The organism is Pseudomonas sp. Q11, from assembly GCF_024494355.1.
Lineage (GTDB): Bacteria > Pseudomonadota > Gammaproteobacteria > Pseudomonadales > Pseudomonadaceae > Aquipseudomonas > Aquipseudomonas hefeiensis.
The window spans coordinates 342,645-358,287 of sequence record NZ_JAKNQY010000003.1; the positions used below are offsets into that span (position 1 = coordinate 342,645).

A 15,643-nucleotide genomic window follows, 5' to 3' on the forward strand; every position below is an offset into this window, starting at 1 on the left:
CAAGGTGTTTTTTGGGCCAGTTATCACACAGCCCCAAATGGGCGTTTTTTTTGCAGCGTGGGCCGGGCATACTAGGCCGTCCCTTTCCCTGGTGTCGCCCGCCTCTATGCTTCGCGTTCTGATAGCCCTCGTTCTGACCTGCCTGCTCCAACCGGCCTTTGCTGACGAGCGCGCGCAAACCCAACAGCAGTTGGACGCCACGCGTCAGGACATTGCCGAGCTGAAAAAGCTGCTGGGCAAGTTGCAGGAAGAGAAGTCCGGCGTGCAGAAAGACCTGCGCGGCACCGAGACCGAGATGGGCAAGCTGGAGAAACAGGTCGACGCCCTGCAAAAAGAGCTGAAGAAAAGTGAATCCGAGCTGCAGCGGCTCGATGGAGAGAAAAAAAAACTCCAGAGCGCGCGCACTGAACAACAAAAGCTGATCGCCATCCAGGCCCGGGCGGCTTACCAGAACGGCCGGCAGGAATATCTCAAGCTGCTGCTCAACCAGCAGAACCCCGAGAAGTTCGCCCGCACGCTCACCTATTACGATTACCTGAGCCAGGCACGCCTGGAGCAACTCAAGAGCTTTAACGAAACCCTGCGCCAATTGGCCAATGTCGAAAAAGAGATTGAATTGCAGCAGGCGCAGTTGCTGGTGCAGAAAAGCAGCCTCGACACCCAGCGCGAAGAACTCGAGAAGGTTCGCAAGGAGCGTCAGCTCGCCCTGGCTAAGCTCAATAAGGACGTGAAGGCCCGCGACAGCAAGCTCAAGGCCCGCGAGCAAGACCAGGCTCAACTGGCAAAGGTCCTCAAGACCATTGAAGAGACCCTGGCACGCCAGGCTCGAGAGGCGGAAGAAGCGCGCCAGAAGGCGCTGATCGCCCAGCAGGAAGCCGAAAAAAAGCGTTTGCGTGAGGCCCAGGCCGACACCAGCGATGCACCGCGCAAGCCTGCCCGATCAAGCCCCGGCCCGTTGGTTTCCACAGGTGGCGAAACCTTCGGCGGCGCTTTTGCTTCGGCACGGGGCAAACTTCCATGGCCGGTCAATGGTCGATTGCTTGCACGCTTCGGTCAAACCCGCGGCGATGACACACGCACCAAATGGGACGGCGTGATGATCAGCGCCACTGCCGGCAGCCAGGTGCATGCCGTGCATGGTGGTCGCGTGGTGTTCGCCGACTGGCTGCGCGGCGCCGGCCTGCTGGTGATCCTGGATCACGGTAACGGCTATTTGAGTCTGTACGGCCATAACCAGTCGCTGCTCAAGGCTGCCGGCGATGTGGTCAAGGCCGGCGAGTCCATCTCTACGGTTGGTAACAGTGGCGGGCAGGATACGCCAGCGCTGTATTTCGCTATTCGTCAGCAGGGTCGCCCCAGTGACCCGACCCAATGGTGTCGTGCGCAAGGATAAGCGCGCCCATCCAACTCAGGAGTTCGTTCGACATGCTGCATTTGTCCCGCCTCACCTCGCTGGCCCTGACGATCGCACTTGTGATCGGTGCGCCCCTGGCGTTCGCCGCTGAACCGGCCCCATCGTCGACAGCCGCTACGGCCGCGACCACCAAGGCCCCGCTGCCGCTGGACGAACTGCGCACCTTTGCCGAAGTCATGGACCGGATCAAGGCCGCCTACGTGGAACCGGTGGACGACAAGCTGCTGCTGGAGAACGCCATCAAAGGCATGCTCAGCAACCTTGACCCCCACTCCGCGTATCTGGGGCCGGAAGATTTCGCCGAGCTGCAAGAAAGCACCAGCGGCGAGTTCGGCGGCCTGGGCATCGAGGTCGGCAGCGAAGACGGCTTCGTCAAAGTGGTTTCGCCCATCGACGACACACCCGCTTCCAAGGCCGGCATCCAGGCCGGCGATTTCATCGTCAAGATCAACGGCCAGCCGACTCGCGGCCAGAGCATGACCGAAGCCGTGGACAAGATGCGCGGCAAGATCGGCCAGAAGATTACCCTGACCCTGGTACGCGATGGCGGCATGCCGTTCGACGTGACCCTGACCCGCGCGATCATCCAGGTCAAAAGCGTGAAGAGCCAATTGCTGGAATCGGGCTACGGCTACATCCGCATCACCCAGTTCCAGGTCAAGACCGGCGAAGAAGTCGCCAAGGCCCTGGCCAAGCTGCGCAAGGACAACGGCAAGAAGCTTAACGGCATGGTTCTGGATCTGCGTAACAACCCCGGCGGCGTGCTGCAATCGGCGGTGGAAGTAGTCGACCACTTCATCACCAAGGGCCTGATCGTCTACACCAAGGGCCGCATCGCCAATTCCGAGCTGCGCTTTTCGGCCACCGGCAACGACCTGAGCGAAGCCGTGCCATTGGTGGTACTGATCAACGGTGGCAGCGCTTCGGCATCGGAAATCGTCGCCGGCGCCCTGCAGGACCAGAAGCGCGGTGTCGTCATGGGCACCACCAGTTTCGGCAAGGGCTCGGTGCAGACCGTCCTGCCGCTCAACAATGACCGCGCCCTGAAGATCACCACTGCGCTGTACTACACACCTAACGGCCGCTCCATCCAGGCCCAGGGCATCGTCCCGGACATCGAGGTGCGCAAGGCCAAGATCACCAGCGAGCAGGACAGCGAATACTTCAAGGAAGCGGACTTGCAGGGTCACTTGGGCAATGGCAACGGCGGCGCCGACAAACCGACCGGCTCCGGCGCCAAGGCCAAGCCAATGCCGCAGGATGACGATTATCAGTTGGCCCAGGCCCTGAGCCTGCTCAAAGGACTGAACATCACCTCCGGCCGCTGAGATGGGCCTGCGCGTCATCCTGGGCCTGATGTGCTGTCTGGCGGGCGTTGCCTTTGCCGCGCCCGCCACACCGCCACCTGCACCGCACAAGGCCTACCTGAGCCTGATCATCGACGACCTGGGGCAAAACCTGCCTCGGGATCGCCGCGTGCTGGCCCTGCCCGGCCCAGTCACCGCAGCGATCATGCCTGATACGCCCCACGCCGCCGAGTTTGCCCGCGAGGCCCATCGCGCCGGCAAGATCGTCATGCTGCACATGCCCATGGACCCGGCCACCGGGCCGTTCGCCTGGCATCCGGAACTGCCCCTTGAAGAGCTGGGAAAACGCCTCGACGCCGCATTCGCCGCGGTACCCTTCACCAGCGGGATCAATAACCACATGGGCAGCCGCATGACTTCCCAGCCGCGGGCCATGGCGTGGTTGATGGCGAACTTGCAGCAGCGGCACAAGTTCTTTGTCGACAGCCGCACCAGCGCCCAGACGGTCGCCGCCGCCGAGGCGCAGAAGATCGGCCTCGCCAGCGTGTCGCGCGATGTGTTCCTGGACGATGAGCGCACCGAAGCGGCCATCGCGCACCAGCTTCAGGTCGCCATAGAACTGGCCCGCCAGCAGGGTTCCGCGGTGATGATTGGCCATCCCTATCCGCAGACCCTGGCGGTGCTCGAACGCGAACTGCCAAAGCTCAAGGCCCAGGGCATCGAATGGATCGACATCAAGTCGATGATCAGCCTGCGCAGCAATCGGGCGATGGCCGGGCATGGGAAAGATGGGGTTTATCGGTAGCGGCGACCGTGTTGCCGCCATCGCGAGCAATCCCCCACAGTGGGTCTATGGCAGGCGCGGCACCTGTGAACACCCAAGCAACCTTGTGGGAGCGGGCTTGCTCGCGAAGGGGCCAGCACATTCAACATGGATGCAAGCTGACCCACTGCTATCGCGAGCAAGCCCGCTCCCACAGGGATCAGGTCGTTTGCAAATTACTGACTCGCCGCAGATCCAGTGTGGGAGCGAGCCTGCTCGCGATAGCGGTGGCGCAGTCTTCAGAGATACCGCGCCATGATCGCGTCCACCGCACCTTCCTTGCGCAGCTCATCCAGGGCCGCTTGAAGGCGGGCGACCACGTCGTCGGGCACGTTTTTGTTCAACGCCAGGTACAACTCGGCACTGTTGAACCGCAGCACGGTCTTGAGATCGTCCACCCCTTCCTGACGCGCCAGGTACCGCCCGGCCGGGTCCCCGGTGGCCCACAGATCGATCTGGCCGTTGACCAGTTTTCTGGCGTTGTCCTGATCGCGTAATACGACAATCGGGTTCAGTCCTTGCCTGGCCAATGTCTCGGCAATCGCGTCGCCTTTATAGGCCCCGATCCTGTATTGTCGCGCCTGCTCCAATGAGTCCAGGGAAATCTTGCTGTCGGCTTTGGCGAGCATGATCCAGTCATCCGGGCCAATCGGACCGACCCATTTGAAGAGTTTTTCACGCTCGGGCAATCGTGCCGTGACAAACACGCCGTACCCGGGATTATCCAGGGCCAGCTTATAAATACGCTCCCATGGGAAACGCAGCGTCAGGCTGTAGCTGATATCGGCACGCTTGAATATCTCGCGGACGATGTCCACGGCGATGCCATTGATGTTCTCGTCCTGAGCGAAGTTTTTGCCATTCTTGGCCATGTTGTAGGGCGGAAAATTTTCCGTCAGCAACACCAGCGAAGACTCGGTAGCGCGGGCGGTGCCTGCCAGCAACAACGTGACGCCGACAAAGGCAAGAACGAAGCGTTTGAGCATATCGGGCTACCGTAATCCATGGTGTACCCAAGAGTGCCTTGGGCCCGCCATGGTGTCCAGCAATCAGCGAATGCAGATACCGCGCTGCGCCATGTAAGCCTTGGCTTCAGGCACGGTGTATTCGCCGAAGTGGAAAATGCTCGCCGCCAGTACCGCACTGGCATGCCCTTCAAGGATGCCATCGGCCAGGTGCTGCAGGTTGCCGACGCCGCCGGAGGCGATGACCGGAATGCCCAGGGCATCGCTGATGGCGCGGGTGACGCCCAAGTCGAAACCGTTTTTCATGCCGTCCTGGTCCATGCTGGTCAGCAGGATCTCACCGGCCCCCAGGCCTTCCATCTTCTTCGCCCATTCAACGGCGTCCAGGCCGGTGGGTTTGCGCCCGCCGTGGGTGAAGATTTCCCAGCGCGGGGTTTCGCCCGGACCGGACACCTTCTTCGCGTCGATGGCCACGACAATGCACTGCGAACCAAAACGCTGGGCCGCTTCGCCGACGAATTCCGGGTTGAACACCGCGGCGGTGTTGATCGACACCTTGTCCGCACCGGCGTTGAGCAGGTTGCGAATGTCCTGCACGGTGCGCACGCCACCGCCCACGGTCAGCGGGATGAACACCTGGCTGGCCATGCGCTCGACGGTGTGCAACGTGGTATCGCGGCCGTCGACGCTGGCCGTGATGTCGAGGAAGGTAATCTCGTCCGCGCCCTGCTCGTCATAGCGACGAGCGATTTCAACCGGGTCGCCGGCGTCGCGGATGTTCTCGAACTTGACGCCCTTGACCACCCGGCCGTTGTCCACGTCCAGGCAAGGGATGATGCGTTTGGCTAACGCCATGGGCTTAATCTCCGATTAAGAGTTGCAAGCTTCAAGCTATAAGCTGCAAGAAAGAGCGGATTGCGATCGCGCTTTAACTTGCAGCTTACAGCTTAGAGCTGGCCGCATAGCCATCACAAAAAGCTTGGGCTTCTGCCACATCCAGCGTGCCCTCATAAATCGCGCGGCCCGTAATCGCACCAATGATGCCTGGCGCCTTGGCGTCGAGCAGCGCCTTGATGTCGCCCAGGTTATGAATGCCGCCGGAGGCGATCACCGGAATCTTCGTGGCGGCGGCCAGGGCGGCGGTGAACGGCACGTTGCAGCCCTGCATCATGCCGTCTTTGGCGATGTCGGTGTAGACGATTGCAGACACGCCATCGGCCTCGAAACGCTTGGCCAGGTCAATCACCTGCACGGTGCTGACTTCAGCCCAACCGTCAGTGGCGACGAAACCGTCCTTGGCGTCCAGGCCAACGATGACCTTGCCAGGGAAGGCGCGGCAGGCCTCAGCGACAAACGCCGGGTCTTTCACCGCCTTGGTGCCGATGATCACATAGCTCACGCCAGCCTTGACGTAGTGTTCGATGGTTTCCAGCGAGCGGATACCGCCGCCGATCTGGATCGGCAGGTTCGGGTAGCGCTTGGCAATGGCCGTGACCACTTCGCCGTTCACCGGCTGCCCTTCGAAGGCACCGTTCAGGTCAACCAGATGCAGGCGACGGCAGCCGCCCTCCACCCACTTGGCGGCCATGCTCACCGGGTCATCGGAGAACACCGTGGAGTCTTCCATCCGGCCCTGGCGCAGACGTACGCAAGCGCCGTCCTTGAGATCGATAGCGGGGATAATGAGCATGCTTTTCCTTCGTCAAAGAGCTGCAAGCTGCAAGCTATAAGCTGCAAGCAGGCACGCGTTTCAATTCTTGCAGCTTGCGGCTCGAAGCTTTCAGCTGCTCTTTTCTAAAGCCCACAAATCGCTTTCGATGCTTTCGAACCTTTCTTTAAGGTGCGCCTGCACATCGAAAATCGCCCTGTTGTAATAGTGCGGAGCAATTTCGCGGGTAAACAGCTCAAGAATTTCCGCCGCTTCGAACGAACCCAGGTCCAGTTCGAAACGATCCTCCATGAACCGCTGGATCTTGCGGTTCGCTTCACTCTCCTGCTCGGGTGTGAGGGTGAGGATCGGCGGTTTCTTGCGAGCCATTACCAGCGACCGTCCCACGCCGCGAAGTTCTGCAGCAATTGCAGGCCATGGGTGTGGCTCTTCTCCGGGTGGAACTGCACGGCGAAGCGTGAACCGTCGGCCAGGGCCGCGGCGAAGTCGACGCCATAGTGACCGCCGCCCACCACCTGCCGGGCATTACCGGCCGCGATGTAGTAGCTGTGCACGAAGTAGAAACGCGCCAGGTCTGGAATGTTGTGCCACAGCGGGTGATCCACCGTCTGCTTCACCTCGTTCCAGCCCATGTGCGGGACTTTCAGGTGCTCGCCGTCTTCGTGCAGATCCTTGCCGAAGAACTTCACCTGGCCTGGAAACATCGCGATGCAATCGACGCCGTCGTTCTCCTCGCTGCTCTCAAGCAAGGCCTGCATGCCCACACAAATGCCAAGGAACGGACGGTCCTGGCTGACTTCATGCACCAGCGAATCGAAGCCCAGGCGACGGATCTCGGCCATGCAGTCACGAATCGCACCGACGCCAGGAAAGACCACCCGGTCGGCTTCGCGAATTACATCGGCATCGCTGGTGATCAGTACCTTGCCGGCGCCCACGTGCTCGAGGGCCTTGGCCACCGAGTGCAGGTTGCCCATGCCGTAATCGATAACCGCGACCGTCTGCATTACAGAACGCCCTTGGTGGAGGGCATTTGCCCGGCCATGCGGTCATCGAGCTCCACGGCCATGCGCAGCGCGCGGCCGAAAGCCTTGAACACGGTTTCGATCTGGTGGTGGGTGTTGTGCCCGCGCAAGTTGTCGATGTGCAGGGTCACATTGGCGTGGTTGACGAAGCCCTGGAAAAATTCCTGGAACAGGTCCACGTCGAAGCCGCCAACGGTGGCACGGGTGTATGGCACATGCATTTGCAGGCCCGGGCGACCGGAGAAGTCGATGACCACGCGTGACAGCGCCTCATCGAGCGGCACGTAGGCGTGACCGTAGCGACGGATGCCTTTCTTGTCGCCGATGGCTTTGGTGAAAGCCTGCCCCAGGGTGATACCGACGTCTTCCACCGTGTGGTGGTCGTCGATGTGCAGGTCACCCTTGCTGACGATATCAAGGTCGATCAGCCCATGACGGGCGATCTGGTCCAGCATGTGCTCAAGAAAAGGCACGCCGATATCAAACCGGGCCTTTCCGGTGCCATCCAGGTTGATCGAGGCTTTGATCTGGGTTTCCAGAGTGTCGCGCTCGACAGACGCCTTACGTTCGGCCATCACCAGCTCCGCAAAATCATTGGGCGAAAAAGGCAGCCATTATAGGGGCGCGAGCGGCAAACAGAAACACGGGAGGTGATATCCCTGACGGGTTGTCGGCGATAGACATGTCCGTACAAGCAATTGAGGCCATCACCCAAACAAATGTGGGAGCGAGCTTGCTCGCGAAAGCGGCGTATCAGTCGACATCATCGTTAACTGACACACCGTTTTCGCGAGCAAGCCCGCTCCCACATAGGGTTTGCCCTCACCTTGAAGGTTCGGGCAACAGTCTTACTGGAACAACACCGCCGTCTTCTGCAGGGTTACCCAGATACCCCACGCCAACGGAATGCCCACCACCAGCCAGGCGGCGATCGCCAAAGGCTTGGTGCCCGGCGCGGCTTTCCACTCCAGCGAAGTGCTGCTGTCGGCGCCCTTGTCATGACCCAGCGCCTGTTCGGCGGCCAGTTCGGCGTCGGTCATGAAGTACTTGTCGGCAACCGGGCGAACCATCATGTTGCACAGGAAGCCCAGCACCAGCAGGCCGGCGAGGATGTACAAGGTGATGTCATAGGCCGCGGCGCGTTCAACGCCGATGCTCAGTTGATATTCACGCAGGTAGTTCACCAGTACCGGACCCAGCACGCCTGCTGCGGCCCAAGCGGTCAACAGACGACCGTGGATCGCGCCGACCATTTGCGTACCGAACAGGTCCGCCAGGTAGGCCGGCACGGTGGCGAAACCACCGCCGTACATCGACAGGATGACGCAGAACGCCGCCACGAACAGCGCGACGCTGCCCAGATGGCCCAGGTTCGGGATCAGCGCGTACAGGGCAAAGCCCAGGGCGAAGAACACGAAGTAGGTGTTCTTGCGACCCAGGTAATCCGAGCAGGATGCCCAGAAGAACCGCCCACCGATGTTGAACAGGCTCAACAGACCAGTGAAACCGGCCGCAATGGCCGCGATCTGACCCAGTTGCACAGCATCCAACTGACCGAACGGCAAGTCATTGCCGAGCAACTTGCCGCCGAACACTTCCTGCAACAGTGGCGATGCCATGCCGATGATGCCGATACCGGCGGATACGTTCAGGCACAGCACCAGCCATACCAGACGGAACTGCGGGGTTTTCCAGGCCACGTTCACGTGAACGTGACGATGGGTGATCATCGCGTTCGCGGCTTTCTTCGGTGCCGGGGTCCAGCCTTCAGGCTTCCAGCCGGTCGGCGGGACGCGGTACGACAGGGCGCCACCGACCATGAATACGAAGTAGATCGCGGCCATGACCAGGAAGCTTTGCCATACGCCCACTTCAGTCGGCGAAGAGAAATGGCTCATCAGCGCTGCAGCCAGCGGAGCACCTACCATCGCGCCGCCGCCGAAGCCCATGATCGCCATACCGGTAGCCATGCCACGCTTGTCCGGGAACCACTTGATCAGCGTCGAAACCGGGGAGATGTAGCCCAGCCCCAGGCCGATACCACCGATTACCCCGGAGCCTACCCACATCAGCCATATCTGGTGAGTGTAGATACCCAGCGCGGAAATCAGCAGACCGCCGCACCAGCACAAGGCCGATACAACGCCAGCCTTACGCGGCCCGGCGTGTTCCAGCCAGCCGCCCCAGATGGCTGCCGAGCAACCCAGGAAGATGAAGAACAAGGTGTAGATCCAGCCGAGCATTGAGATCGGCCAGTCACATTGGGATGAAAAGACTTGTGTGATGAAGCTCATGTCCGGCGCACAGGCTACAGGCTTGGTGACGCCCAGTGCCTTGGACAGCGGCAACCAAAACACCGAAAAGCCGTAGGCCATGCCGATGCAGAGGTGAATGGCCAGTGCGGCCGGTGGAACCAGCCACCGGTTGAATCCGGGCTTGGCGATAATGCGTTCCTTGGAGAGGAACGCAGGCTGGTCGGCAATGCCGTCCGCCGTGATGCTCGTGCTCATTGTGTATCCCCCAGTTATTGGTATGACTCGCCAGCCCTGCCTCACCCTCAGCCTTATTGCACGCAAAGCACGGCTGTATTTTCTGGTGAAGCTTCATTTTAATGCGACATTGAGTCGCATAAGGACTGGCGAACGGGTAAAGGTTACCATTTGCTTATGACAGAAAAGCCAAAGTGCTATCACCTTTTTTACATCTTCTGTCTTATCGCGCCGTTGCACGTTTTCTGTAGGGCGTGAATCGTTTATTTTTCAGGAATTTATATGCCCATCGTTGTTGAGCAGCTAAATGAAGCCACCTGTCGGGACGGGCAGGACCTGCACAAAATCTACCAGGACGCCCCGGCCTGGCTGTTCGAACCGTTCAGTGACGGCACACAATTGATACAGAAATGCCTGGAAGACGGCGCGTTGATCGCAGCCCGCTTCAATGACCGGCTGCTCGGCGCCGCGCGGCTGCAACGGCACCAGGACGTCTGGCACTTGTCCCAAATGTGTGTGCGAAACGTTACTCGTCGTCGAGGGGTGGCGGAACGTTTGGTCAGCGAAGCCCGGAGAATGGCCACGCAACACGGCGCCGAACTGAAGCTCTTGGCCCCATCCGGTCATCTGGCAGCCCAGGCCCTGGCGACCAAATTGAAACTGACACTGGAGCAGGCCTAGATTCGGGAGCCCAGCGCAGCCCTCCCCACAAATGCTCTATGTGCCACAGGCCTGTCAGAAAGAACGATCACCCAACGCGCCATCAGGTCAGGGCGTTATACTCCCAGGCTAAATTTTGAACTCAACCTACAAGGACTCGCCCATGAAAGCGTTCGGCAAAATCCTGGGTCTGGTACTTCTCGGGCTGTTGCTGGTCATTGTGGCCTTGGGCTTTGCCCTGACCCACCTCTTCGATCCCAACGACTATAAAGAAGAGATCCGCCAGATAGCCCGCGACAAGGCCCATATTGAGCTGACCCTCAATGGCGACATCGGCTGGAGCCTTTTCCCGTGGCTGGGTCTGGAATTGCACGAAGCCAGCGTCGCCACCCTGGCAAACCCGACACAACCGTTCGCCGACCTGCAGATGCTCGGTCTTTCCGTGCGCGTGATTCCGCTGCTGCGCCGGGAAGTGCAAATGAGCGACGTGCGGGTCGAAGGCCTGAACCTGCGACTCAACCGTGACAAGAATGGCCACGGCAACTGGGAAGACATCGGCAAGGCACCCGCCTCTACAACGACGGCAAACACCCCGGCACCGGCCGAACAACCAGCCCCTGCGGCCAGCACTCCAGGACAGAAACCGGCCCAGCCGACTCGCCTGGACATCGACAGCCTGACCGTGAACAACGCACGGGTCGAGTACACCGACGAGCAGACCGGCAAGCAGTTCACCGCCGAAAGCATCCAACTGAGCACCGGCCCGGTCCATGACTCCACCAACATCCCGGTCACGCTGACCGCATTCCTGGCCAGCAACCAGCCAGCCGTGCGCGTACGCACCGAAGTCACTGGCGAGCTGCGCTTTGAGCGCGCCTTGCAACGCTACAGGTTCGAAGACTTGAAGCTGTCCGGCGAAGCCACGGGCGACCCTTTGCAAGGCAAGACCGTGACCTTCGCGGCACACGGGCAGTTGCTCCTCGATAAAGCGGCGAACGTCGCCGAATGGACCGGCATCAAGCTTTCCATCAATCAACTGCGCGCATTGGGCGAACTGAAGGTCAATGATCTGGACAAGACCCCGCAAGTGAGCGGCGGCATGTCGATCGCCCAATTCGACCTGGCAAAATTTGTCGACAGCGTCGGTCAGAAACTGCCGGCCATGGCCGAAGGCAGCTTGAGCAAAGTCGAACTGGTCACCCGCATTGCGGCCACGCCGACCAGCGCCGAATTCAATAGCATCAATCTGAAAATCGACGACAGCACCTTCAGCGGCCGTATCGCCGTGGAAGACTTTGCCAAGCAGTCACTGCGTGCGCAGCTCAAGGCCGATACCTTCAACGTTGACCGCTACCTGCCGCCAAAATCCGCCGAGGCCGACAGTTCCAAGGCGGCCCGTGAGGCGGAGGTCAGCAGCACCGAAGCCAGTGCCATGGCCGGTGCCGGCAGCACACCGCTGCCGAGCGCGCCGACCCAGGGCGCCTGGAGCAACGACCGACTGTTTCCGGTGGAACGCCTGGGCAAACTGGACCTGGACGCCGACCTGACCTTCGGCCAACTGACCCTCGATAAGCTGCCAATCCAGAATGCCGCCCTCAAGGCCAGCGGTCAGGGCGGTCTGCTGACCCTGGAAAACCTGCGGGGCGATCTGTACAACGGCAACTTCGAAGTCAAGGGCACGCTGGACGTGCGTCAGCCCATGCCGCAGTTGAGCCTGCAAACCCGCATCAACCGGGTGCCGGCCGAGAAAATCATCGAAAGCCAGGGCAAGAATCCGCCGGTCAAAGGCCTGGTGACGCTCAACAGCGCCATAACCGCCAGCGGCAACAGCCAGAAGGCCCTGATCGACAGCCTCAACGGCACTGCCGGGTTCGTCATCAACGACGGTGTCCTGCTCAACGCCAACCTTGAGCAGCAATTGTGCAGAGGCATCGCCACCCTCAATCGTAAAACCCTCAGTGGCGAACCCCGAGGCAAGGACACACCGTTCCAGCAACTTAATGGCAATCTCACCTTTCGCAGCGGCGTGGCCAGCAACCCGGACCTGAAAGTCCGTATTCCTGGCATGACCGTCAACGGTAACGGCGATATCGACCTGCGCGTGCTGGGCATGGATTACCGCGTCGGCATCATCATCGAAGGTGACAAGAGCGACATGCCCGACCCGGCTTGCCAGGTCAACGAACGTTACGTCGATGTCGAATGGCCGTTGCGCTGCCGCGGTCCGCTGGAGCTGGGCGCGAAGGCATGCCGCCTGGACAACGAAGGCCTGGGCAAAGTCGCCGCGAAGCTGGCCGGCGACCGCCTCGGCGACAAGCTCAATGAGAAGATCGACGAGAAGCTCGGCGACAAGGTCAGCCCTGAGCTGAGGGACGCGCTCAAGGGGTTGTTCAAGCGATGACAGCCGAGCAGTTTTCCAGCGCTGTACTGGACTGGTTCGACCGCCACGGGCGCCACGACTTGCCTTGGCAGCAAGACATCACTGCGTATCGGGTGTGGGTCTCGGAGATCATGTTGCAGCAGACCCAGGTCAGCACCGTGCTCAATTATTTCGACCGGTTCATGGCCTCGCTGCCCACCGTGCAAGCCTTGGCCGCCGCGCCGGAAGACGAAGTGCTGCACCTGTGGACCGGCTTGGGCTACTACACCCGCGCCCGTAATCTGCAGAAAACCGCGAAGATCGTTGTCGAGCACTATGGTGGTGAGTTCCCCCGCGACGTGGAAAAACTCACCGAGTTACCGGGTATCGGACTGTCCACAGCCGGCGCGATCGCCAGCATCAGCATGGGCCTGCGAGCGCCGATCCTCGATGGCAACGTCAAGCGGGTGCTGGCGCGCTTCACCGCCCAGGAAGGTTACCCGGGCGAGCCGAAGATCGCGAAGCAACTGTGGGCGACCGCCGAGCGTTTTACGCCTCAAGACCGGGTCAACGCCTACACCCAGGCAATGATGGACCTGGGCGCCACGCTCTGTACCCGTAGCAAACCCAGCTGCCTGCTTTGCCCGCTCAAAAAAGGCTGCGAAGCCCATATGCTTGGCCTGGAGACCCGCTACCCGATTCCCAAGCCACGCAAGGAAGTGCCCAAAAAACGCACCCTGATGCCGATGCTGGCCAACCGCGAAGGCGCGATTCTGCTTTACCGCCGCCCCTCCACGGGCCTGTGGGGCGGCTTATGGAGCCTGCCGGAACTCGACGATCTCGACGACCTGCAACACCTGGCCCTGCAACACTCGCTGGAGCTGGGCCACCACCAGCAGATGCCGAGCCTGGTACACACTTTCAGCCACTTCCAGTTGGCGATCGAACCCTGGCTGGTCCGGGTCCGGGAAACCGGTCATCACGTGGCCGAGGCCGACTGGCTCTGGTATAACCTCGCCACCCCGCCGCGCCTGGGCCTCGCCGCCCCGGTCAAAACCTTGCTCGAACGCGCGGCTGCCGTATTGAACGCAGGAGAGTTGCAATGACCCGCACCATCATGTGCCGCAAGTACAAAGAAGAGCTCGAAGGCCTGGAGCGCGCGCCGTTCCCCGGCGCCAAAGGCCAGGACATCTATGACAACGTCTCGGCCAAGGCCTGGGGCGACTGGCAAAAACACCAGACCCTGCTGATCAACGAAAAACGCCTGAACATGATGAACGCCGAAGACCGCAAATACCTTCAAGGCGAAATGGACAAGTTCTTTTCCGGCGAAGAATACGCCAAGGCCGAAGGCTACGTGCCGCCGTCCGAATAAGCCGTTCAGCGCGGGGGCGGATCGTAAGCGACGGTAATAATTAAATATTTTTTGAAAACGTGCTTGACGACCCCCTGAAAAACCCGTTTAATGCGCCCCGTTGCCCAGATAGCTCAGTCGGTAGAGCAGGGGATTGAAAATCCCCGTGTCGGCGGTTCGATTCCGTCTCTGGGCACCAAATACCGAAAACCCCGATCAAGAAATTGATCGGGGTTTTTTATTGCCCGGGATTTGAGGTCGCTGTGACAGCGCGTCGAGCTCTTCAACCTCACTGGGTGCCACGTTGTGTGTGGTGGATTGAGATTCGAAGTGGTCGCCCTGAAGCTGTAGGATAGACCGCCTTATTTTCATGCCAGGAGTCTGCCCCATGTCATCGGCAAACAAACAGCAGAAACGAAACCAGCGCGCCAAGGCGAAAGCCAAGAAGAACCGCATTCAGCGTGCTGCTGCGCCGAACGATTTCCTTGACCCGAACGATGAGCGCATCGATCTGGAAACCGTGGACCTGACGGAGCTGTTCCAAGTCATGCGCGCGGCTGAAAAGATCAGCCAGCAGGCCATGTGCGCGGTCTTCTTGGGGCATCCGCTGCTGGCGCTGGTGCTAGAACAGGAAGGTGAGGAAGAAGCGACCGATTTCATCATTACCGCCCTGATCGAATACCGTCGCCTGACCACGGGCGTCGATGAGCAGGCCGCGCTGGACTGGGTCGAGAGTGAGCAGTTCCAGGCCGATTATGTCGCCGCGTCCAAGGCGCTGACACAAGATACGGTCTGATCATCGTCCGCGTTACGAGGACGTCGGCAGTGGATGACGCCCTCCCGGGATAGCTCCTACAAGCCAGGGTCAGCCAAGATCAGGCGGCGTCAAACCCGTCCTGCAAGAATCGGACGGCTTTCCTCCCGCCTAATCAGACTCGCCCTGCATCATCGAAACGTCGTCCAGAGCATCCTTTTGGTCCGCCCATTCTCACGGCTGACATTTCGATGACCTCACTTCTCCCTCAAGACGACCCAAAACTTGCCCCTCTGATTAATGAGCTAGGCGAACTGATCCGCCAGGCACGCCAGAAGGTGCTGCGTGCCGTCGATACGCTTCAGGTTCAAACCTGCTGGCAGATTGGGCGGCACATCATCGAGTTCGAACAGGGAGGAGCCGAGCGGGCGACTTATGGCGCACGACTGCTGCCGTCGCTGGCGAAAGTACTGACAGCGAGGTTTGGGAAAGGGTTTGATGAACGCAACCTGCGCCACATGCGGGACTTTTATCAATCGTTTCCAATTTGGAACGCAGTGCGTTCCGAATTGAGCTGGACCCATTACCGCACACTTCTGCGGGTAGAAGACCCAAACGCCCGTCATTGGTACATGAACGAGGTAGCCATCCAAAACTGGTCCACCCGCGCCCTGGAACGTCAGATCGGCACCCTCTACTACGAACGTCTGCTGGCCAGCCAAGACCGCCCGGCGGTGAAACAGGAAGAAGAGCTGCGCAATGAACTGGATCGTGAACGGGCAAGGCTTGAGGATCGGCAACCGGGCCTGACGACGGGCGAATTG

General features: G+C 60.5%; 15 protein-coding genes, 1 tRNA gene and 1 pseudogene. 10 read left to right on the forward strand and 7 right to left on the reverse strand.

Features of this window, described 5'->3' with window-relative positions; genetic code table 11:
- Positions 1-106 precede the first annotated feature (106 nt).
- The 3 genes from MA884_RS05665 to MA884_RS05675 are packed head-to-tail and all read left to right on the forward strand — an operon-like array spanning position 107 to position 3,526.
- Positions 107-1,393: a murein hydrolase activator EnvC gene (locus MA884_RS05665; protein ID WP_256229462.1), complete on the forward strand. Its 1,287-nt coding sequence runs from the start codon at positions 107-109 to the stop codon at positions 1,391-1,393.
- A 32-nt stretch (positions 1,394-1,425) separates the two neighbouring features.
- The gene (locus tag MA884_RS05670; protein ID WP_256229463.1) at positions 1,426-2,742 is read left to right on the forward strand and encodes a S41 family peptidase; all 1,317 of its coding nucleotides are present in this window, start codon (positions 1,426-1,428) and stop codon (positions 2,740-2,742) included.
- A 1-nt stretch (position 2,743) separates the two neighbouring features.
- Positions 2,744-3,526, forward strand: coding sequence for a divergent polysaccharide deacetylase family protein (locus tag MA884_RS05675; protein ID WP_256229464.1), 783 nt, complete (start codon positions 2,744-2,746; stop codon positions 3,524-3,526).
- Between the two features lie 257 nt (positions 3,527-3,783).
- On the opposite strand, the gene MA884_RS05680 is transcribed toward MA884_RS05675, so the two are convergent.
- The 7 genes from MA884_RS05680 to MA884_RS05710 form a co-directional block, all read right to left on the reverse strand.
- On the reverse strand, positions 3,784-4,530 hold the full coding sequence (locus MA884_RS05680; protein ID WP_256229465.1) for an ABC transporter substrate-binding protein: 747 nt from the start codon (positions 4,528-4,530) through the stop codon (positions 3,784-3,786).
- A gap of 63 nt (positions 4,531-4,593) precedes the next feature.
- Positions 4,594-5,364, reverse strand: coding sequence for an imidazole glycerol phosphate synthase subunit HisF (gene hisF, locus MA884_RS05685; RefSeq protein WP_186658496.1), 771 nt, complete (start codon positions 5,362-5,364; stop codon positions 4,594-4,596).
- A gap of 85 nt (positions 5,365-5,449) precedes the next feature.
- The gene (gene hisA / locus MA884_RS05690) at positions 5,450-6,199 is read right to left on the reverse strand and encodes a 1-(5-phosphoribosyl)-5-[(5-phosphoribosylamino)methylideneamino]imidazole-4-carboxamide isomerase (RefSeq protein ID WP_186613226.1); all 750 of its coding nucleotides are present in this window, start codon (positions 6,197-6,199) and stop codon (positions 5,450-5,452) included.
- A gap of 90 nt (positions 6,200-6,289) precedes the next feature.
- Positions 6,290-6,547 (reverse strand): DUF2164 domain-containing protein, encoded by a 258-nt coding sequence (locus MA884_RS05695; RefSeq protein ID WP_256229466.1) that lies wholly within the window; start codon positions 6,545-6,547, stop codon positions 6,290-6,292.
- A complete protein-coding gene (gene hisH / locus MA884_RS05700; protein ID WP_047226898.1) occupies positions 6,547-7,185 on the reverse strand; it encodes an imidazole glycerol phosphate synthase subunit HisH in 639 nt (212 codons plus the stop codon). The genes MA884_RS05695 and hisH overlap by 1 nt, the downstream gene beginning before the upstream one ends.
- Positions 7,185-7,778 carry an imidazoleglycerol-phosphate dehydratase HisB gene (gene hisB / locus MA884_RS05705; RefSeq protein WP_003186751.1) on the reverse strand — a complete coding sequence of 198 codons (594 nt, stop codon included), beginning with the start codon at positions 7,776-7,778 and terminating at the stop codon, positions 7,185-7,187. The genes hisH and hisB overlap by 1 nt, the downstream gene beginning before the upstream one ends.
- 273 nt (positions 7,779-8,051) lie before the next feature.
- Entirely contained in the window at positions 8,052-9,713 is a 1,662-nt protein-coding gene (locus MA884_RS05710; protein WP_256229467.1) for an OFA family MFS transporter, read from the reverse strand.
- A gap of 261 nt (positions 9,714-9,974) precedes the next feature.
- Between MA884_RS05710 and panM the strand changes: the two genes are divergently transcribed.
- The 7 genes and pseudogenes from panM to MA884_RS05745 form a co-directional block, all read left to right on the forward strand.
- On the forward strand, positions 9,975-10,373 hold the full coding sequence (gene panM, locus MA884_RS05715) for an aspartate 1-decarboxylase autocleavage activator PanM (RefSeq protein WP_256229468.1): 399 nt from the start codon (positions 9,975-9,977) through the stop codon (positions 10,371-10,373).
- A 142-nt stretch (positions 10,374-10,515) separates the two neighbouring features.
- On the forward strand, positions 10,516-12,753 hold the full coding sequence (locus tag MA884_RS05720; RefSeq protein WP_256229469.1) for an AsmA family protein: 2,238 nt from the start codon (positions 10,516-10,518) through the stop codon (positions 12,751-12,753).
- The gene (gene mutY, locus MA884_RS05725; RefSeq protein ID WP_256229470.1) at positions 12,750-13,817 is read left to right on the forward strand and encodes an A/G-specific adenine glycosylase; all 1,068 of its coding nucleotides are present in this window, start codon (positions 12,750-12,752) and stop codon (positions 13,815-13,817) included. Before MA884_RS05720 ends, mutY begins: the two co-directional genes overlap by 4 nt.
- Entirely contained in the window at positions 13,814-14,086 is a 273-nt protein-coding gene (locus tag MA884_RS05730; protein ID WP_256229471.1) for an oxidative damage protection protein, read from the forward strand. Before mutY ends, MA884_RS05730 begins: the two co-directional genes overlap by 4 nt.
- Positions 14,087-14,188: 102 nt before the next feature.
- Positions 14,189-14,264, forward strand: a tRNA-Phe gene (locus MA884_RS05735).
- A gap of 189 nt (positions 14,265-14,453) precedes the next feature.
- Complete coding sequence (locus MA884_RS05740) at positions 14,454-14,861, forward strand: hypothetical protein (protein WP_256229472.1); 408 nt, start codon at positions 14,454-14,456, stop codon at positions 14,859-14,861.
- A gap of 209 nt (positions 14,862-15,070) precedes the next feature.
- A pseudogene (locus MA884_RS05745) lies at positions 15,071-15,565 on the forward strand (DUF1016 N-terminal domain-containing protein); the annotation flags it as partial.
- Positions 15,566-15,643 lie beyond the last annotated feature (78 nt).